Raw genomic sequence first — 18,744 nt, 5'->3', positions numbered from 1 at the left:
ACACCTGTTATTTCATAGTGTTTTCACAGTTTCGCCATAACGTCCGCTTAGTTGTCGTCCCTAATCTGCGAAGCAATGATGCACACATCAGCAGAAAGGAGCGTCCCCATGGCGGACGACAACAAGAACCTGGCGGGTGACACCGAGCGCACCTCGATCCTGCCCCAGTCGGAGCCGCAGGCCTCGGATCAGACCGAAGTGCTACCCACCCACGTGTCCCAGGCGCAAACGGCGCAGCTGCCTACTGTCGCGCAGGAGGAAAGCGGCAACGCGTTCGCCGGCACGCCCCTGGAGTCTGTCGCGGGGTCTGCTGCCGAGGATCAGGCAGGCGACGAGGCCGTGGCAGCGAGCCCCGCTGCGGCCAGGCCCGCATCGACGAAGACCTCGTGGGGTAAGCGCGCAGCTATCGCCGGGGCGGCAGTCGCACTGCTGTCCGTCGGCTTCGGCGCGGGCATCATCACGCATGCGGCCGTCATGGGCGATGGACGGGACTTTTACGAGCAAGGCTACGAGGACGGTTACAACGACCAGGGCTACGGCGACGAGGAGGGTGATTTCGGGCCCGGTGGTCAGCAGCAGGGGCCTGGCAGCCAGCAGGGCCCGGGTAACGGCCATCAGCAGGGACCTGGCAGCCAGCAGGGTCCCGGAAGTGGCCAGCAGCAGGGCCCGGGCTCGCAGCGGGGAGACACCGGCAGCACACGCCCGGGCCGTCCTCCGGAGGGTGGCCGAGGCCCCGGTAGCAAGTCTGGAAGCCAGGGCAGTGCGGACACCTCCACCCAGAGCGAGGGTTCGACCGCCAGCTGAGCGCTGAGGGCGCGCGAGACGACATCAGTCTCGCGCGCCTTTTATGTGAGTGTGGCGGCCAGGGTCGAGACGGCCACACACACCAGAAGTGCGGCGAAGACAAGGCCGAGAGCCCGGTTCGAGACTCTCTTGGTGAGCCTGGCTCCCACGATGCCGCCTCCCATCGATGCTGCGGCGAAGAGTGCGACCATGACCCCGGCCTCGGCGGTGATCGTCAGGGTTCCGGCGGCCGTGCGCGACGCCAGCCCGAAGGCGGCGGTGATGACCATGACCAGCAGGGATGTCGCGGAGGCCCGCTTCATCGGGTATCGCAGCGCCAGGTGCAGCGCGGGCACGATCGCGAAGCCTCCGCCGACGCCGAAGAATCCCGTGAGGAAACCCGTCAGCGTCGCCAGCGCGACCACCCGGGACACGGTCCCGAGCGTCCAGGAGCCCTTGTCGACGTTGCTATCCCCGGCCTCGTTCGGCGAAGGCGAAGCAGATGGGCGCAGCTGCGAGCGCACCATGAACACCGCGACCGCTGCTAGGAGAGCGCAGAAGGAGAGCATGAGGGTGCGCGCCGAGACGAGCGGGCCGAGAGCCGAACCCGCCCACGTGCCCGCCAGGCCCACCAGGGCGAAGAGAGAGCCTTCGCGCCACGCGACGTTCCCGCTGCGAGCACGAGTTGCCAGCGAGACTGCGGCCGTCAGCCCCACGATGATCAGGGATAGGCCCGTCGCCTGGTGAGGATCCTGCCCAAGAATGTAGACGAGGATCCGCACCGACAAGATGCCGCCTCCCGCGCCGAGTGAGCCGACGACGATGCCGACGAATGCGCCGATGAGGAGCGCTTCAATGATCATTGGTCAGTCCGGATGGATGTGGTGAGAGATAGTCCGAGGGAGGTAGAGACCGCGGGGTCCATGATGTCCGAGGCCGGCCTGCCCGCCGCGATCAGCATGCCCATGGCGCGCAGGGCCGGGGTGGCATGCTCGTAGAACGCCCGGTAGCCCTCGCACAGGTAGTTATGCGTGGACTCACCCCGGCGCACGAAACGGTCTTTCGGGCACCCGCCCCAGCAGAGCCGCAGGTGCGGGCATGCGCGGCACTCGTTGTCCAGGTCGGGCTTGAGACGCGCGAAGTCTCGCATCTTGTCCGAGGCCGCCAGCTGCGTGAAGGACGAGGAGTTGATCGAGCCGACCAACCAATCCGGCTCCACCCAGTGATCGCAGGCGTAGACGTCCCCGTTGAATTCCATCGCCATGTTCGCCCCGCACTGGGGTGCGTGCACGCACACCGTGGCCGAGCCAAACATGGCCGACAGAGTTGAATCCACGTCCTGAATGAAGACATCGCCGACGTCGGTGGCCAGCCACTGGTCGAACACCTCGCACAGGAAGCGCCCGTAGGAGGCGGGGGACGTGGAACGGCTGGTGACGCAGTCCCCGTCCTGGCGGTACAGGAGCGCCGATGTTCCGGAACGCCAGCCGCGCTCGGCCTGGGCCAGGTCCGCGGCGCGCACGCGCTCGACGATCGGGATGAACTGCAGGTATCGGGCCCCCAGATCGTCGCGGAAGTAGCGGTACACCCGCTCCCCGTGCTCCTCGTTCGCGGCGTTGACCGTGCACAGGATGTTCGTCTCCACGCCCGCGCGGGCGAGCGCCTCCCAGCCGCGCACAACCATCGCGTGGGTGCCGCGCCTGCCACGGTTGAGCCGGTAGGCGTCGTGCAGGGGAGCGGGCCCGTCAATGGAGACCCCCACGAGGAAGCCGTGGTCGGCGAAAAATTGCGCCCACTCGTCGGTCACCAGCGTGCCGTTCGTCTGCAGGGCATGATGCACGCGCTGGGTGGGGCGACGGTAGCGCTCACACAGCTCCACGAGGCGCTTAAAAAAGGCCAGGCCACGCAGGGTCGGCTCCCCGCCCTGCCACAGCATCGTGACCTCGCCGTCGGGGCTCGACTCCAGGAATGCCTCGACGTAACGCTCCAAAGTCTGCTCGGACATGGTCTGCGCCGCCGCATCGTAGAGCAGCTCCTTGGACAGGAAAAAGCAATACTGACAGTCCAGGTTGCAGGCTGCTCCCGTCGGTTTGGTGACGACGGAGAAGGGGATTGGGCGCGTCACGGCCGCTCCCTTCGAACGATGCTCGCCCTCATCGACGAGGCCGGCCCCTCCCGCTGGGGTGAGCCTTCCTCGGGGCAGTGGGCAGCCGGGGTGTCCTCCTCAAAAGGGTGGGCGGCGATATACGCACTGGCCTGAGCAGCGCCCAGGGGCCCCAGCGACGCTCCCACGACGTCGATGTCCCACTCCATGACGGGAAGGAGCTCCCCGTACATGGAGGCCGCTATGTCGGATCGCAGGGAGGGGAACGCGTCGACGATTTCGCCGGCAACGATGATGGCCCTCGGGTTAATGAGGAGCGCGGCCGAGCCAAGGACATAGCCGACGGCCTGCGCCGCCTGCTCCAAGGCCTCGCGCGCATGTGTGTCACCCGAGAGGACGGCGGCTCGCAGCTGAGCAATATCGGCAACGCCCGCGCGCTCACACAGCGCCGGGACGGAGGCCAGCGTCTCGAGGCACCCACGCTTGCCGCAGGCGCAGGGTGACTCATTGGTCCCCACCGTCATGTGTCCCAGTTCCCCGGCCAGGCCGCCCGCCCCACCAACCAGGCGAAAATCGGAGACGACGCAGCCGCCCACGCCTCCTGACAGGCGCAGATAGATGAACGAGGACATGTCCGCGCCCGCGCCCCACAAGGCCTCCGCCAGTGCCGCCATGCGCACGGTGTTGTCGACGACCGGGAGTGGATCCCACCAGCGACGCGTGAGCTTGCTGAGCTCCTCCATGGTCGGGTACGCGTCCGAGGAGAGCCTGGCGTTACGCCCCATTGGAATGGGAACCCCCACGCCCACCGCGCGCACCGTCGAGGTGTCGATCCCCTGACGGGCCGCGCTCGCGGCCAGGGCCTCGCAGGTCTGTTCGAGAGAGAGCTGGAGGGAAGGGGAGGTGGGGGAGACGATGTGGACGGCTGCCAGGACGGTGCCGTTGCGCGAGAGCATGACGCCCGCGCATGACGTGCGCGTGACGTTCAGGCCGACGCAGTGTACCGCCGAGGAGTTGAGGGTGAGGAGTTGGGTGGGCCGGCCTCGTCCGGGGGCGTTCGTGCGCACCGGAGTCACTGAACCCTCGTCGAGGAGGGTGGTGAGCGCGCGCCCCAGGTTCGTGCGCGAGGTGTCGAGCGCCTCGCATAGCTGGGAGCGCGTCGCGGGGGCTTTGGCCAGGTGGGCGACGATGCGGTCTTCGAGGGTGGGCAGAGGTCTGCGCGTGGGGTAGTGCATGCCTCTCCTTCCCGGCGCTTCATCGTTGGCATCCGCTCGGGGCACTCCGGCCTCGTTGACAGTTTCTATGATACGCGTCACTGTGAGGGGTGTGCAGGGCGCGAGTTCGCCTCGGCGGCGGGGGCGCGTCAGTCCTCCCACCGCCGAGGCCGGGGGTTAGTCGCTCGTGACCTCGTCGAGGTCGGAGCGAGCCGTGTTCACCAGCGGGATGTCAAAGTCTGTCATCGCCGCCATCCACTTGGCGAAGGAGTGGTCCCCGCGCTCGCGTAGCTGCAGGTACAGGTTTGTCGCCAGTTCCCTGCGGATCTCGTCGTAGACGGGCACGGTGTACACGTTGTTCATCTCCGCCGGATCCAGGCGCAGGTCGTAGAGCTCGTTGATCGACTCGGGGTTGATGACGAGCTTGAAGTCCCGCGTGCGCAGCATGCGCTGCTGGAGGGGAAAGTGGTGGCCGTGGAACTCGCACACGATGTCCTCGCGCCAGCCTTCGACGTCCTCGCCGCGCGTCAGGTCCACGATCGAGCGGCCATCCTCCACGAGCGAGGTGTCCAGGCCCGCGATGTCGAGCACCGTGGCCGGCAGGTCGATGAGGGAGACGAACGCGTCGGAGCGGCCCACGGTCGAGACGCCGGGGATGTGGGCGATGAAGGGAACGTTGTAGATGTCGTCGTACATCATCGGGCCCTTGTCGTTGAGGCGGTGTGAACCCGTGAACTCACCGTGGTCCGCGCAGAAGAAGACCGCCGTGTCGTCCAGGATGCCCAGTTCGCGCGCCACGTCCATGATGCGCCCGATCTCGAAGTCAATCATGGCCGTGTATCCCCAGTAGACCGCGATGAGCTTCTTCCACTGCTCGTTCGTGAACGAGGACGTGGACCAGTAGGTCGCGTAGTTCTCCTGGATTGGGGGCTTGCCGATGAGGGAGTCGCCGAAGTTTTCCGGCAGCTCGACGTCGTCTGGATCGATGAGGTCGAACCACTCGTCCGGCAGGAAGTAGGGCAGGTGGGGGCCGAAGAAGTGCACGTCGAGGCAGAAGGGCTGCTTCGAGTCCTTCCAGTCGGCCGCGTACTCACGCAGCTTCTCGATCGCGCGGTCCGCCAGGAAGCGCTCGAAGGTGGCCTCCTCGGGCTGATCGAGGCGCGCGGCGATGATGTGGCCGTCGCGCCCGCCGGGCAGCTTGCCTCGCCACAGGTCGTGCGCGCGCACCGGCGGGAGGTTGTTGGCCTCGAGCCAGGCGACGTACTTCTCGTTAGCCACGGGATTTTCGGCACCCCAGTAGGTGTCGTCGTCCGCGCCGAACTTGTCGGGCAGGTTGTAGCCGCAGTGGTACTTACCGACGATGCCGACGTTGTAACCGGCGTCGCGCAGCTCCTGCGTGTATGTCCACGTTCCCTCGGGGATCGAGACCTGGTAGGCGATATTCCACTCGGGGTTGGCCAGCACCTGGTGCTTACCTGGGCGCTTGCCGGTGAGCAGCGAGGCGCGCGCCGGCGTGCAGATAGCTGTGGGGGTGAAGCAGTGGGTGAAGGCAAATCCGGATTCGCCCATCGCATCGATGACGGGGGTGCGCGCATGGGGGTTGCCCAGGCAGCCGATCGTGTCGGTGCGATGCTGGTCGGTCATGATGACCAGGACGTTGCGCACGTTGTCGGGAATATCCCGAGTCGTATCAGTCATTGCAGTGCCTTTTCGTCGTTGAAATAGGAGGGGAGAGCGCTCACTTCTGGGTGACGACCTTGTCCATGTCCTCAAGCTCAGCGCCGCTGGTCTCGGTGAGGAATTTCGCCGTGAAGATGACCGCGAGGACGCCGAAGGCGCAGTAGATCCAGTAGGTGCCAGCGGGTGACCAGCCGATGAGGAAGGGGAAGAGGAGGACAACCAGGAAGTTGACGAGGAAGTCGGCGCCCGATGCGAGCGACATAGCGCCACCACGGATCGAGTTGGGGAACATCTCGCCCATGACGATGGAGAAGATGGGGCCCCACGAAGAGGTGAAGCCGAGCAGGAAGGTGCACAAGGCCGCGACCGCCAGGAACGCCAGGACGGGGGAGTCTGCGACGTCCGGCTTGCCGTCGACGGTGGGGGCGACCGTGAAGACCGTGGCCACGATGCCCAGCGACACGAAGATGAGGGTGCCGCCGTAGATCAGCATGCGCTTGCGGCCCACGCGGTCCACCAGCATGATGCCCGACAGGACGCCGACGATCTTGAAGGCGGTGATGAGCAGGGTCTGGGCAAGGGCCATCGACTCGGTGAAGCCGACGGCGGCGAACAGGGAGTTGGAGTAGAAGAAGACGCCGTTGATGCCGGTGAGCTGCTGGAACGCGGCGATCGCCATGCCGACAAACACGAGGCCGCGCCACTGCGAGGACAGGATCTGCCCGATCGACAGTTTCGCGCCGCCCGTGATTGTCAGGGACTGGGCGATGGCTTCGACGCGGTCTGCGGGGTCTTCCTCGCCGGACAGCTTGGCTAGGATCTCCTCGGCCTCCTTGGTGCGGCCCACGGAGACGAGGTAGCGGGGAGACTCGGGAATCTTCGCCGTGAAGATGACGAAGAGGAGGGCCGGGATGATGAGGCAGGCGAAGAGGACCTGCCAGGTCATGAGGCCGCCGAACGCAGGCTTAGCGGCGCCGCCCGTGATCGAGACGACCGCCGTGTTGATGAGGCCGGCGAAGAACAGGCCCAGGATGATCGCGAGCTGGCGGAAACCGATGAGACGCCCGCGGATGTCTGCGGGGGCAATCTCCGCGACGTAGCCGGGGGCAACCGTGGTCGCCGCGCCGAAGCCGATACCGCCAACGATGCGGGTCAGGAGCAGGAAGGGATAGCCGAGACTACCCAGGAGGGGAGAGATGGGGCCGAGGAGGGCCTCAAAAAGCAGGAAGGGACCGACCCACATGAGAGTGGTCTTGCGGCCGATCTTGTCGGAGATGCGTCCCGCGGCGAGGGCGCCGATCAGGCCGCCGATGACACCTGCCGCGCCCGCAACGCCCTGAAGTAGTGCGCCGAGCTCGAAGGTGGATCCCACGGCCTTGATGGCGGCGTTGAGGACCATGCCCTCGAATCCGTAGAAGAAGGGGCCGAGGGTGGCGATGAGAGCGAGAGTCGTTGCGTAGCGCCTCGCTTGCTTCTCGCGGGGTGTGAGTGTGGTTGTCGATGACATGTCTTCATCCTTGAAGGTGTGGTGATGCGCCCGCGCCTGCCGTGTGCGCTTCATTCACCGTACGCGCGCAATTTTGTGTCCGAAGTAACGGACATAAACAGCCATGGTGAACTAGATCACTAAAATGTGTGTATTTAGCGTGTTTGAACCACGAACTCCGGATTCGGCGTCTCCGCCGGCGTCACCGAATCAGCCTCAATGACCAGCGCCTTCCCACCGCGCACACGTAACGTACCGCTCACATGCACCCAGCTATCCGCCGCAGGAGCAGGCCCAGCCCACCGCACCGCAAAACCAACCGGATACGCATCCGCCGCACAACACCAAATAGCCATGCGCGCCACCGCAAAGCTCTCCTCATCCGTCACGCGCGGAATCGAAGCCTGGGCGCTCGCGGCCTCGGCACTGAGGACGAAGCCCGTCAGCTCGACGCGCTGACCGTCGTGCGCGCGTCCGTTGGCGATCATCTCCTCCACCTGGGAGTAGAAGTTGTCGGTCGTCAGCTCCAGCTTCCCGCTCGACGAGACCTGCCCCGCGCCCGCGTTCTGGCTGCCACTGCCGGTGGCGGGGTTCGCGCCCCCGTTTGCTGCGTCGTTGGATGCCCCGGGGGTGTCCTCGGTCGAATCGTCGGTGTCCGCGTCGATGGTGGATCCGCCAGAGGTGGGGCGTGCGCCAATCGCGCCCGCGGCCAGCTCGGAGGGAGAGACGCGGAAGGGGAGGATGAGCAGGGCGGCAGCTAGGAGGGCGACGAGGCTGCGCGTCGTGGCCCGGTAGGAGGTGGCTCTGTCCGTGCTCTTGTGTTCGCCGGCGTCGATGCGCGCGGAGAGTGCGAGCGCGCAGGCGAACAAGCCGATGCTGGACGCGATGATGCCCAAGCGTGCCGACGGGGGCACAAAGGATGCGTAGCGGCCAGACATGGCGAGCCACAGCAGCACGCCGCCGAGGGATGCGAGAGAGAGCGACTCGAGGACGGGGGCAATGCGGTCGATGAGCTTCACGCGAGGACCCCCATCCACCAGGCGCCACCAATGACGGCGGCGGCGATGCACGTGACGGTCGCAAACAGGCGAAGCACGAACGCGCCGCGGAACTGTGAGGACAGCAGTGCCACGTTCTTCACGTCCATCATCGGGCCGTAGACCATGAATCCCATGAGCGCGCCCTGCGGCGCGAGGGAGGCCAGCGAACGCGCGATCACCGCGTCCGACGAGGAGCACAGCGACAGGGCGAAGCCGGCCGCCATCATGAGTGCCAGCGCGCTGGGAGCGGGCAGGCCCGCGAGCAGGGAAGACACCGGCCAGAACACCTGCGCTGCTGTCGAGGCGGCCACGCCGCCCAGCAGGTAGGGCAGGATCCGCCCGAAAGAATGACCGGTCGCGCCAAGGACGCCAGAGAACGAGCGATCCGGCGTCTCGCAGCCGCCGTCGCATCCGCACGAGTCCCCGTCGTGGACGTGGGCTTCCTCGCGCAGGGCGCTCGGAGGAGAAGCCAGCATCGACAGGCCCACCGACAGCGCGACGGTGATGCTCAGCCCGATACGCGCACCCACAATCGCCCACGAGCCGAACGCGTAATACGTTGACGCGATCACCAGGGGATTGATCGCGGGGGATGCCAGCATGAGAGTGGTCGCCGCCGACAGGGGAACGCCCTTGCGCAGCAGCGAACGGAAGATCGGCACCGCCGAACAATCACACACGGGAAGAAGGAAAGCAGCGACGAGAGCGGTCAACACGGACGCCACCGGGTTCGTCGGAAAAACGCGCGCGATCAGGGCGGGGGAGACGAAGGCCTCGATGAGTTCTGCGACGAACACGCCCAGAAGCAGGAAGGGAATCGCCTGCAGGGTCATGCCCACGGCTATCGTCGCCGCGCGACCAACAGGCAGGCCCGATCCAGCCAGGGTTCCCTGCATGGCCCACACGGCAACCAGCGCCACCAGCACAAGCGCGCCGATAAGCGCACCCCAGGGACGCGCAGGTCGTTTCGTCTCCACTACATTCACCCCACAACTCTAGGACAGGAGGCCCATGCCCCTCCGAACACTCGCCGACCACGGCCCACCAGGCCGGCGTCTACGCACGCAACAACGAGCGCTCACAGGTGCGCTGTGTGCAGACAGACGCTCCGCCCAGTGGGCGCGCCGGAGTTTCTTCGCTACACTGGTTTTTCGCTACGATCCGGCCCGCTTCAGCGGGGTATCACCGGGGAGCATCCGGAAGAAAGAGGAACGCGAAAGCCGGCAACGGCCTCGTCCCCTCCAGTAGAACCGGACGGGAGGGCCCGACATAGCCCCAACGAAGCGGCCGCGCCCGGTGAGGGAACGGCAAGCGGGGTGGTACCGCGGGTTCCGGCGACGCCGGTCCTCGTCCCTGTATAGGCGCGAGACGAGGACACTCATGACGAAGCACGGCTTCTACCCCCGCCACCGGCAAGACGAGGTGGACCCCAGCCCTTCCTTCCCCACGATGGAAGAGGGCACCCTGGCGTTCTGGGCCAGCAACGACACCTTCCGCAAGTCCATTGAGATGCGCGACGCCGGCGAGAATGGCTCCAACGAGTTCGTGTTCTACGATGGCCCGCCTTTCGCCAACGGCCTGCCCCACTACGGTCACCTCCTGACCGGCTATGTCAAGGACGTCGTGGGCCGCTACCAGACCATGAAGGGCCACCGCGTCGAGCGCCGCTTCGGCTGGGACACGCACGGCCTGCCCGCCGAGCTCGAGGCTCAGCGCCAGCTCGGCATCGAGGACGTCACCGAGATCACCCGTGAGGGTGGCGTCGGCATCGAGGCGTTCAACGCCGCCTGCCGCTCTTCCGTCCTGCGCTACACGAAGGAATGGGAAGAGTACGTCACCCGCCAGGCCCGCTGGGTGGACTTCGAGCACGACTACAAGACGCTCGACATGTCCTACACCGAGTCCGTGATCTGGGCGTTCAAGCAGCTCTACGACAAGGGCCTGGCCTACCAGGGCCACCGCGTCCTGCCCTACTGCTGGAACGACCGCACGCCTCTGAGCAATCACGAGCTCAAGATGGACGACGATGTGTACCAGGACCGCACCGACAACACGGTGACGGTGGGCCTGCGCCTCGAGACGAAGCTGCGCGAAGACTCGGCGCGCCCCGAGCTGGCCCTCATCTGGACGACCACGCCCTGGACGCTGCCCTCGAACTCGGCCGTCGCCGTGGGCCCGGAGATCGAATACTCCCTCGTCGAGGTTGCCGCCGACCACGAGGGTGTCCTCGCGGGCGAGCGCGTCCTCATCGCCACCGACCTGATCCCCGCCTACGCCAAGGAGCTCGGCGAGGAACCCACCGTCGTGGCCACCTACAAGGGCTCGGAGCTGGTGGGCATCCACTACCACCCGATCTACGACTACTTCGACACCCCCGAGCGCCGCGCTGAAGGCGCTGCCCCCGGCCCCAACGGCTGGTCGATCATCGCCGCTGACTACGTGACGACCACGGACGGCACCGGCCTCGTCCACCAGGCCCCCGCCTTCGGTGAGGACGACATGTGGACGTGCATGGAGTACGGCATCGGCGTCGTTCTGCCCGTCGACGAGGGCGGCGTCTTCACCTCCGAGGTGAGCGACTACGAGGGCATGCAGATCTTCGACGCGAACCGCTACGTGGTCGCCGACCTGCGCGAGCAGGGTGGCCCGATCGCGCGCCGTGCCCCCGCGATCCGCGCCGTGCTGGTGCGCGAGAAGTCCTACGTGCACTCGTACCCGCACTGCTGGCGCTGCCGCAAGCCCCTCATGTACAAGGCCGTGTCCTCGTGGTTCGTCCGCGTCACCGAGATCCGCGACCGCATGGTGGAGCTCAACCAGGAGATCACCTGGACCCCCGCGCACACCAAGGACGGCATCTTCGGCAAGTGGCTGGAGGGTGCCCGCGACTGGTCGATCTCGCGTAACCGCTTCTGGGGCGCGCCGATTCCCGTGTGGGTCTCGGACGATCCGGCCTACCCGCGCACCGACGTCTACGGCTCCATCGCGGAGCTCGAGGCCGACTTCGGCGTGAAGGTCACGGACTTCCACCGTCCCTTCATCGACTCCCTGACGCGCCCGAACCCGGACGACCCGACGGGCAAGTCGACGATGCGTCGCATCTCCGACGTGTTCGACTGCTGGTTCGAGTCCGGCTCGATGCCCTTCGCGCAGGTGCACTACCCGTTTGAGAACCAGGAGTGGTTCGAGAACCACTACCCGGGCGACTTCATCGTCGAGTACATCGGTCAGACGCGCGGCTGGTTCTACACGCTGCACGTCCTGGCGACCGCGCTCTTCGATCGCCCGGCGTTCCGCTCCTGCGTTTCCCACGGCATCGTCCTGGGCGACGACGGCCTGAAGATGAGTAAGTCGCTGCGTAACTATCCGGACGTGGCCGAGGTGTTCAACAAGTACGGTTCCGACGCGATGCGTTGGTTCCTCATGTCGAGCCCGGTCGTGCGCGGCGGCAACCTGATCGTCAAGGAGGAGTCGATCCGCGACACCGTCCGTCAGGTGCTGCTGCCCATCTGGAACACGTACTACTTCTTCACGCTGTACGCGGGTGCGTGCAACAAGGGCGAGGGTTACGAGGCCAAGCGCATCGATCTGTCTTCGCCCGAGGCCGTGGCCGCGCTGGCGCAGATGGATCGCTACCTGCTGGCTCACACCCGCACCCTCGCCGAGGATGTGCGCGGCGCGCTCGACGGCTACGACGTGGCCGGCGCGTGCGAGGCGATCCGCGACTTCCTGGATGTTCTGACGAACTGGTACGTGCGTACCCAGCGTCAGCGCTTCTGGGACGAGGACGGCGCCGCGTTCGACACGCTGTACACGGCTCTCGTGACGCTCATGGAGCTGGCGGCGCCCCTGCTGCCGCTGCTGAGCGAGGAGATCTGGCGCGGCCTGACGGGTGGCGAGTCCGTGCACCTCGTTGACTTCCCCGTCATTGACGAGGCCGTGGACGCCCCCGAGCTGGTCGCCGCGATGGACGAGGTTCGTTCGATCGTGTCGGCAGCCCACGCGCTGCGCAAGACGCATCAGCTGCGCGTGCGCCAGCCGCTGGCCTCGCTGCTGGTCGTGTCGGAGAACTTCGCTGCACTGGAGCCCTTCGCGGACCTGATCGCCTCCGAGGTGAACGTGAAGTCTGTGGTGTTCTCTGCACCGCAGGACTCGGGCCTGAGCGTCCGCACCGAGCTGGCGCTGAACCCGCGCGCCTTCGATCCGGCTGTCCGTAAGCTGACGAGCCAGCTGTTCAAGGCTCAGAAGTCCGGTGAGTGGGAGGTCGTGGACGGCGAGTGCCGTTTCGCCTCCGTCGAGCTGGATGGGGCGCCGCTGGTGCTCACGGGCGACATGTTCTCCGTGTCCACCTCCGTGGACGCCGCCGAGGGCCAGGTCGCGGACGTTCTGGCGTCGGGCACCTTCGTCGTGCTCGATACGGAGCTGACCCCCGAGCTCGAGGCCGAGGGCTACGCCCGCGACGTCGTGCGTGCCGTTCAGGACGAGCGTAAGAACGCCGGCCTGCACATCGCGGACCGCATCGACCTGTCGCTGACGGTGCCTTCCGATCACGTGGCCGACGTGGAGACCTGGCGCGACATGATCGCCGCCGAGACCCTTGCTCTGTCGCTTGAGGTCGAGGCCGGCGACAAGCTCGCGGTGAGCGTCGCCAAGCACTGAGTGCTGTTGCTGAGACGGGCGGGCTGCGCGAAAGCGCGGCCCGCCCGCCTGCGTAGAGGGGTGCGATCGCGTTGCGGGGCGACACAAGTACTCGCCCTGTCGCGCGGCGACAGGGCGAGTATCAACAGCATGAGCTCCTGAGGATCAGGCGGGCGGCGGGGGGATTGCGGGTTCTGCCGCCGCGCTGGGCTGGGCCTCGCCGGCGCCGCTGTCCTCACCGGAGGACTTTTCCTCGACGGTGGGTGCGGGCATGTGCATCATGATCTCCATGGAGTCCATGAGCTGGCACATCGACTTGTTGAACTTCTCGTAGTCGGTGTCGCGGAACTCGTCGTTGACGGCACCCACGGACACGTTGACGAAATGCACCTGGTTGTAGAAGGTGATCATCAGGGGCGCGGTGATGACCGTCGAGATGCCCCGCAGCATGATGTTGCGGTCCTCGGCGATAGAGAGGATATCCGTGGGGTCGGCGATGTCGACGGGCTCGCCGTCCACCAGAACCTCGGGATCGGAAAAATACCGGTAAGCCCCGTATACGGCAAGCAGTAGTTGCTCCCACGCGACGCGGTAGGTCAGGTTAAAGGTGGAGCGAATCCAGCCATCTTCCTCGTGTTGACCAACGAGTAGCATGTCGATTCCTTCGCGTTGACACGATGCGCGATGCCGCGCTGTGTGCGGCATCTTATCAAAGATACCCGGGTGATCAGCGGGCCGCGTCGATTGCCGCCTTTGCCGTCTTCAGGCCGACGCTGGTGCGATCCCGGTAGGCCTTGACGGCGTTGAGGACCCTGCCCTCGGCGATCATCTGGAGTTCGACGGCGCTCAGCTCTTCGATTTCGCTGGCTTGACCAAACCACTTACCCACGTGTCGCCTCCTGAAATAGATCATCGTGAAGGCTTTCATCCTATCTGTCTGCGCCGGCGCGGTGACGACGGGCTCGCCGCGGCGAATGTGGGGGTTCGGGGAACCCCGCCCCGGCCTCGTCGATGACGACGCGCGGACTGTGCGCGACAACGCGCCGTGACCGGCGAAACAAGCCGCCCGCCGCGCCCGGCCCGGTAAAATAGCGAAGACACTGCGAGCAGCGGAGGAAACATGGCAGGCGAATCGTTCTTCGGGCAAGACCCCACCCACGAGGATCAGCAGGGCGGCATCCCGGCCGACCTGATCCCGTACCTGGAAGCGGCCGACGAGGTCGAGGACACCGAGGCGGGGGAGGGCACCGACCCTCAGGCCGAGGAGAGCGAACGCGAGGCCGCGCTGCGCGCACTCGTCGAACACTCGCTGCTGCTGGGCCCCGACCCCTCCGTCCTCGCCGAGATCGAGGGCGAGGTGGACGAGGACTTCGCCGACGATGCCGCCGAGGCACGCGACGAGCGCGCCTCCCACGAGGCCGCACTCGCGAAGGCTGAGCAGGACGTCGCCCTGGATGCCCGCGTGCAGGAGATCTACCAGTCCATCGTCGCGCGCGCACCCGAGCACGACATCGACCCCACGCTCGATCGCATGAAGCTCGCCTTGGACATCCTGGGCGACCCGCAGAACTCCTACCCGTCGATCCACATCACGGGCACGAACGGCAAGACCTCCACGTCGCGCATGATCGATTCGCTCCTCACGGCTTTCGGCATGAAGACGGGCCGCTTCACGAGCCCGCATCTGCTCGACGTGCGCGAGCGCATCTCGCTGGAGGGCCACCCGATCACGCGCGAGGGCTTCGTGCGCGCATGGGAGGACATCGAGCCCTACGTCGGCATGGTGGACGAGCGCAGCTCGCAGGAGGGCGGCCCCCGGCTGTCCTTCTTCGAGGTGTTCACGATCATGGCGTACGCGGCCTTCGCCGACTACCCGGTCGACGCCGCCGTCGTCGAGGTCGGCATGGGCGGGCGCTGGGACGCCACGAACGTCATCGACTCCGGCGTCTCCGTCATCACGCCGATCGCCCTGGATCACACGAAGTGGCTCGGCTCCACGATCGAGGAGATCGCGCGCGAAAAGGCGGGCATCATTAAGCCAGGCCAGGTCGTCGTCATCATGGCTCAGGAGGAGGAAGTCCTCGACATCCTGCTCGAGCAGGCGCGCTCCGTTGACGCGATCGCCCGCGTCGAGGGCCGTGACTTCGAGGTCGTGGATCGTCAGATGGGGGTCGGCGGCCAGATGGTCACGATCCGCACGCCTTCCGCGGTCTACGAGGACGTGTTCGTCCCGCTGTTCGGGCAGTATCAGGCCCACAACGCGGCGGCGGCCCTCGTCGCCGTCGAGGCTTTCATGGGTGGGCGCGGCCTGGACGGTCGCATCGTCGAGCAGGGCCTCATGAACGCCTCCAGCCCGGGACGCATGCAGGTCGTGCGTCATTCGCCCACGATCATCGTGGACGCCGCGCACAACCCCGCGGGTGCGGCCACCCTGCGCGAGGCCGTGGAATCCTCCTTTGGGTTCGCGCGCATCGCGGGCGTGTACGCGGCGATGGGGGACAAGGACGTCGAGGGCGTCCTGTCCGAGGTCGAACCCTTCATCGATCACCTCGTCGTCACGCAGATGCCGGGCGAACGCGCGGCTGACATCGCGCGCCTGGCCGAGATTGCCGAGGAGGTCTTCGGTCCTGACCGGGTAGACGTGCGCGAGTCGCTGGCTGACGCGGTCGATCGTGCAGCCGAGATCGCCGAGGCCGGGGCTGAGCCTGCGGATCGCAGCGGAGTTCTCGTGTTTGGCTCGGTCATGCTGGCCGGGGAAATGCTGGCCCTCGCCGGTCACAGCCCCCGCTAGGATGGAACCCAACCAGAGCGGCCGCATCGTGGCGGCCGCCACGGTTGGGATTTCGTGCTCAAAGGTGGCACGATTGATCACGCGTACAAGTACAGATGAGCAATGTGCAAGGAGGCATCATGAAGAAGCTCGTCAATGACGTCCACGCCGTCGTCCGCGAAACCCTCGAAGGTTTCGCCCTGGCCCACCCCGACCTCGTCGATGTCCATTACTCGCCCGACTTCGTGACCCGTCACGCCCCCAAGGCTGAGGGCAAGGTCGGCCTCGTCTCCGGTGGTGGATCCGGACACGAGCCCCTGCACGCGGGCTTCGTCGGTGAAGGCATGCTGGATGCGGCCGTGCCCGGCGCGGTCTTCACCTCGCCCACCCCCGACCCGATCCTGGAGGCCACGAAGGCTGCCGACCACGGCGCGGGTGTCCTGCATATCGTCAAGAACTACACGGGCGACGTCCTCAACTTTGAGACCGCTGCCGAGCTGGCCGACATGGAGGACATCAAGGTCTCGTCGGTCGTCGTCAATGATGATGTCGCCGTCGAGGACTCCCTCTACACGGCGGGGCGTCGCGGCGTCGCCGGAACGATCTTCGTGGAGAAGATCGCGGGCGCGGCCGCCGAGCGCGGCGACTCCCTCGAGGAAGTCACCCGCATCGCGACCAAGGTCAACGACCAGACCCGTTCCATGGGCCTGGCCCTGGGCCCCTGCACCGTGCCCCACGCCGGCAAGCCCTCCTTCGACCTGGGCGAGGACGAGATTGAGCTGGGTATCGGCATCCACGGCGAACCCGGATACCGCCGCGGTGCCATGGAGACCGCCGACAGCCTCGTTGCCGAACTCTACGAGCGCGTGCGCGAAGACCTCGGCCTCACCGAAGGCCAGCGCGTCGTGGCCCTCGTCAACGGCATGGGCGGAACCCCCGTCTCCGAGCTCTACATCTGCTTCCGCGCCCTTGCCGCCCTCCTCAAGAAGGATGGCATCGAGATCGCCCGCCAGATGGTCGGCAACTACGTCACCAGCCTGGAGATGCCCGGCGTCTCCGTGACCCTCATGCGCGCCGACGAGGAGCTCCTCGAGCTCTTCGACGCACCCGTGAACACGGTCGCCTGGAAGTAAGCAACGAGGCAGGACAAGGAGAAACACGATGAGCCTAGATGCAGCGTGGGCACGCCGGTGGATCGACCTGGCGGCGGCGCAGGTCGCTGAGCAGCGCGACTACCTGGTGGACCTGGACCGAGCCATCGGGGATGGCGACCACGGCGAAAACATGGACCGCGGATTCAAGGCCGCCGTCGAGGCCCTCGGCCAAGCCCAGCCGGGCAGCATCGCCGAGGTCCTCAAGACGGTCGCCAAGACCCTCATGTCCACGGTCGGCGGCGCCGCCGGGCCCCTGTACGGGACGGCATTCCTGCGCGCATCGAAGGCCGCCGGTGACGGCGAGCTCGACAGCGCGGGCGTGGCAGCGGTGATCGCGGGCGCGCTCGACGGAATCCAGGCCCGAGGCAAGGCCACCACGGGTGAAAAGACCATGGTGGACGCGTGGACGCCGGCCCTTGAGGCCGCCCGCGCGGCCGCCGAGGCCGGTAGCGATCCCGTGGCCGTCCTTGAGGCCGCCGCCACCGCCGCAGAGGCCGGAGCCGCAGCGACGGAACCCATGCGGGCCACGAAGGGACGCGCCTCCTACCTGGGCGAACGCTCCATCGGACACCTCGACCCGGGTGCTGTGTCCACCTCCCTCATCCTGCGCGCCGCCGTGCGAGCAGCGGGCGAGGCCGGCGCGGCATGAGCGTGCGCGTCTCCTTCGTCATCGTCTCCCACTCGGCCTCCCTGGCCAACGGAGTCTGCGAGCTGGCCGCCCAGATGGCCCCCGACGTGCACTTCGAGGCCGCCGGGGGCACGGACGATGGCCGCATCGGCACCTCCTACGACCTCGTGGAGACGGCCCTCGAGGCCGCCCTTGCTGCCGTGGACGGTGAGGGAAGCGGCGTCATCATCCTGACCGACCTCGGCTCGGCCACGATGACCGTCGAATCCGTCATCGACATGAGCGACGAGCCTGAACGCGTGCGCTTCGTCGACACCTGCCTCGTCGAAGGGGCCGTCGCCTCCTCCGTACGGGCCCAGCTCGGCGAAGACCTCGACCAGGTCGCCGACGTCGCAGCCGCCCTGGCCCCCCGCGTGGACGACGTGCCCGCCCAGGAGGCACCCAGCCCCGCTCCCGCGAATCCCAGCGGGGCAGGGGGAGGGGCCCAGGCCTCGTCGACGTGGGCGCAGGGGGATGCGGTCGTCGCAGACCCCGTCGGCCTGCACGCGCGACCCGCCGCCGCCTTCGTGCGCCTGGCGGGCACCTTCGACGCCGAGGTCACCGTCAACGGGGCGGACGGTGGGTCGGTCCTGGAGCTCATGGCCCTGGGTATTACCCAAGGTCAGAGCGTCCATATCGAGGCCAATGGGGCAGACGCCACAGCGGCGGTCGCGGCCCTGACAGATATGCTGGAAAGCGCAACACCACAAACGCCAGAATCAAAGGAGACAACGTGAGCGCTAAGAGTGTTCTGCTGGAGCCCCAGCACCTTCTCGACCCCACCCTGGAGCACACCCTCATCGTCGTGAAGCCCGACGGCTACGCGCGCGGCCTGACCGGTGAGATCCTGCGCCGCATCGAGGCAAAGGGCTACACGATCAAGGGCCTCAAGCTCATGATCGCCTCCCGCGAGCTGCTCGCCGAGCACTACGCCGACCACAAGGACAAGCCCTTCTTCGAGGGCCTCCTGGAGTTCATGAGCTCCGGCCCGGTCGTCGCCATCATCGTCGAAGGCCAGCGCGTCGTCGAGGGCATGCGCGTCCTCATGGGCTCGACCGACCCGACGACGGCCCCCGCGGGCACGATCCGCGGCGACCTGGGTCGCGCGTGGAACAGCCCCCACATGGAGAACCTGATCCACGGCTCGGACTCTGTGGACAACGCAACGCGCGAAATCTCCCTGTGGTTCCCGGAGATTTACTGAGACACGG

At 66.8% G+C, this 18,744-nt stretch carries 16 protein-coding genes; 7 read left to right on the top strand and 9 right to left on the bottom strand.

Annotated features, from left to right (window positions below; genetic code table 11):
• Positions 1-108 precede the first annotated feature (108 nt).
• Positions 109-804, top strand: coding sequence for a hypothetical protein (locus FBF35_RS06245; RefSeq protein ID WP_060567426.1), 696 nt, complete (start codon positions 109-111; stop codon positions 802-804).
• A 41-nt stretch (positions 805-845) separates the two neighbouring features.
• Here the strand turns inward: FBF35_RS06245 and FBF35_RS06240 are convergent, their stop codons facing one another.
• From FBF35_RS06240 to FBF35_RS06210, 7 genes are all read right to left on the bottom strand, one after another.
• Positions 846-1,646, bottom strand: coding sequence for a sulfite exporter TauE/SafE family protein (locus tag FBF35_RS06240; protein ID WP_138134116.1), 801 nt, complete (start codon positions 1,644-1,646; stop codon positions 846-848).
• On the bottom strand, positions 1,643-2,908 hold the full coding sequence (locus tag FBF35_RS06235) for an anaerobic sulfatase maturase (RefSeq protein ID WP_060567424.1): 1,266 nt from the start codon (positions 2,906-2,908) through the stop codon (positions 1,643-1,645). Before FBF35_RS06235 ends, FBF35_RS06240 begins: the two co-directional genes overlap by 4 nt.
• Positions 2,905-4,122: an ROK family transcriptional regulator gene (locus FBF35_RS06230; protein ID WP_060567423.1), complete on the bottom strand. Its 1,218-nt coding sequence runs from the start codon at positions 4,120-4,122 to the stop codon at positions 2,905-2,907. Before FBF35_RS06230 ends, FBF35_RS06235 begins: the two co-directional genes overlap by 4 nt.
• Before the next feature lie 156 nt (positions 4,123-4,278).
• Positions 4,279-5,799 (bottom strand): sulfatase-like hydrolase/transferase, encoded by a 1,521-nt coding sequence (locus tag FBF35_RS06225; RefSeq protein ID WP_060567422.1) that lies wholly within the window; start codon positions 5,797-5,799, stop codon positions 4,279-4,281.
• 40 nt (positions 5,800-5,839) lie between these two features.
• Positions 5,840-7,288, bottom strand: a complete 1,449-nt coding sequence (locus FBF35_RS06220; protein WP_187348938.1) for a sugar porter family MFS transporter — start codon at positions 7,286-7,288, stop codon at positions 5,840-5,842.
• A 134-nt stretch (positions 7,289-7,422) separates the two neighbouring features.
• Positions 7,423-8,286, bottom strand: coding sequence for a TIGR03943 family putative permease subunit (locus tag FBF35_RS06215; RefSeq protein WP_060567420.1), 864 nt, complete (start codon positions 8,284-8,286; stop codon positions 7,423-7,425).
• Entirely contained in the window at positions 8,283-9,284 is a 1,002-nt protein-coding gene (locus FBF35_RS06210; RefSeq protein WP_060567419.1) for a permease, read from the bottom strand. Before FBF35_RS06210 ends, FBF35_RS06215 begins: the two co-directional genes overlap by 4 nt.
• A gap of 403 nt (positions 9,285-9,687) precedes the next feature.
• On the opposite strand from FBF35_RS06210, the gene ileS reads away from it, so the two are divergent.
• Positions 9,688-12,963 carry an isoleucine--tRNA ligase gene (gene ileS / locus FBF35_RS06200; protein ID WP_060567418.1) on the top strand — a complete coding sequence of 1,092 codons (3,276 nt, stop codon included), beginning with the start codon at positions 9,688-9,690 and terminating at the stop codon, positions 12,961-12,963.
• A 144-nt stretch (positions 12,964-13,107) separates the two neighbouring features.
• Here ileS and FBF35_RS06195 read toward each other — a convergent pair whose 3' ends face one another.
• A complete protein-coding gene (locus FBF35_RS06195) occupies positions 13,108-13,596 on the bottom strand; it encodes a hypothetical protein (protein WP_241772580.1) in 489 nt (162 codons plus the stop codon).
• A 73-nt stretch (positions 13,597-13,669) separates the two neighbouring features.
• Positions 13,670-13,831 carry a hypothetical protein gene (locus tag FBF35_RS06190; RefSeq protein WP_241772579.1) on the bottom strand — a complete coding sequence of 54 codons (162 nt, stop codon included), beginning with the start codon at positions 13,829-13,831 and terminating at the stop codon, positions 13,670-13,672.
• 231 nt (positions 13,832-14,062) lie between these two features.
• Here FBF35_RS06190 and FBF35_RS06185 point away from each other — a divergent pair, with 231 nt between their 5' ends.
• The 5 genes from FBF35_RS06185 (at position 14,063) to ndk (ending at position 18,737) form a co-directional block, all read left to right on the top strand.
• The gene (locus FBF35_RS06185; RefSeq protein WP_060567417.1) at positions 14,063-15,733 is read left to right on the top strand and encodes a bifunctional folylpolyglutamate synthase/dihydrofolate synthase; all 1,671 of its coding nucleotides are present in this window, start codon (positions 14,063-14,065) and stop codon (positions 15,731-15,733) included.
• A gap of 119 nt (positions 15,734-15,852) precedes the next feature.
• Complete coding sequence (dhaK, locus tag FBF35_RS06180; RefSeq protein WP_060567416.1) at positions 15,853-16,845, top strand: dihydroxyacetone kinase subunit DhaK; 993 nt, start codon at positions 15,853-15,855, stop codon at positions 16,843-16,845.
• A 28-nt stretch (positions 16,846-16,873) separates the two neighbouring features.
• Positions 16,874-17,515 carry a dihydroxyacetone kinase subunit DhaL gene (gene dhaL / locus FBF35_RS06175; protein ID WP_060567415.1) on the top strand — a complete coding sequence of 214 codons (642 nt, stop codon included), beginning with the start codon at positions 16,874-16,876 and terminating at the stop codon, positions 17,513-17,515.
• Complete coding sequence (gene dhaM, locus FBF35_RS06170; RefSeq protein ID WP_060567414.1) at positions 17,512-18,270, top strand: dihydroxyacetone kinase phosphoryl donor subunit DhaM; 759 nt, start codon at positions 17,512-17,514, stop codon at positions 18,268-18,270. Before dhaL ends, dhaM begins: the two co-directional genes overlap by 4 nt.
• On the top strand, positions 18,267-18,737 hold the full coding sequence (gene ndk, locus FBF35_RS06165; RefSeq protein WP_003792595.1) for a nucleoside-diphosphate kinase: 471 nt from the start codon (positions 18,267-18,269) through the stop codon (positions 18,735-18,737). Before dhaM ends, ndk begins: the two co-directional genes overlap by 4 nt.
• Positions 18,738-18,744 lie beyond the last annotated feature (7 nt).

The organism is Schaalia odontolytica, from assembly GCF_005696695.1.
In the GTDB taxonomy this organism is placed as follows: domain Bacteria; phylum Actinomycetota; class Actinomycetes; order Actinomycetales; family Actinomycetaceae; genus Pauljensenia; species Pauljensenia odontolytica_C.
This window is presented reverse-complemented; position numbering and strand designations above follow the sequence as displayed.

Excerpts from the sequence above, each read along its gene's own strand:
- dhaK (WP_060567416.1), top strand. The coding sequence starts at position 15,853 with ATGAAGAAGCTCGTCAATGACGTCCACGCCGTCGTCCGCGAAACCCTC.
- FBF35_RS06195 (WP_241772580.1), bottom strand. The coding sequence starts at position 13,596 with ATGCTACTCGTTGGTCAACACGAGGAAGATGGCTGGATTCGCTCCACC.
- FBF35_RS06225 (WP_060567422.1), bottom strand. The coding sequence starts at position 5,799 with ATGACTGATACGACTCGGGATATTCCCGACAACGTGCGCAACGTCCTG.
- dhaM (WP_060567414.1), top strand. The coding sequence starts at position 17,512 with ATGAGCGTGCGCGTCTCCTTCGTCATCGTCTCCCACTCGGCCTCCCTG.
- FBF35_RS06220 (WP_187348938.1), bottom strand. The coding sequence starts at position 7,288 with ATGTCATCGACAACCACACTCACACCCCGCGAGAAGCAAGCGAGGCGC.
- FBF35_RS06245 (WP_060567426.1), top strand. The coding sequence starts at position 109 with ATGGCGGACGACAACAAGAACCTGGCGGGTGACACCGAGCGCACCTCG.
- FBF35_RS06230 (WP_060567423.1), bottom strand. The coding sequence starts at position 4,122 with ATGCACTACCCCACGCGCAGACCTCTGCCCACCCTCGAAGACCGCATC.
- FBF35_RS06240 (WP_138134116.1), bottom strand. The coding sequence starts at position 1,646 with ATGATCATTGAAGCGCTCCTCATCGGCGCATTCGTCGGCATCGTCGTC.
- dhaL (WP_060567415.1), top strand. The coding sequence starts at position 16,874 with ATGAGCCTAGATGCAGCGTGGGCACGCCGGTGGATCGACCTGGCGGCG.
- ileS (WP_060567418.1), top strand. The coding sequence starts at position 9,688 with ATGACGAAGCACGGCTTCTACCCCCGCCACCGGCAAGACGAGGTGGAC.
- FBF35_RS06185 (WP_060567417.1), top strand. The coding sequence starts at position 14,063 with ATGGCAGGCGAATCGTTCTTCGGGCAAGACCCCACCCACGAGGATCAG.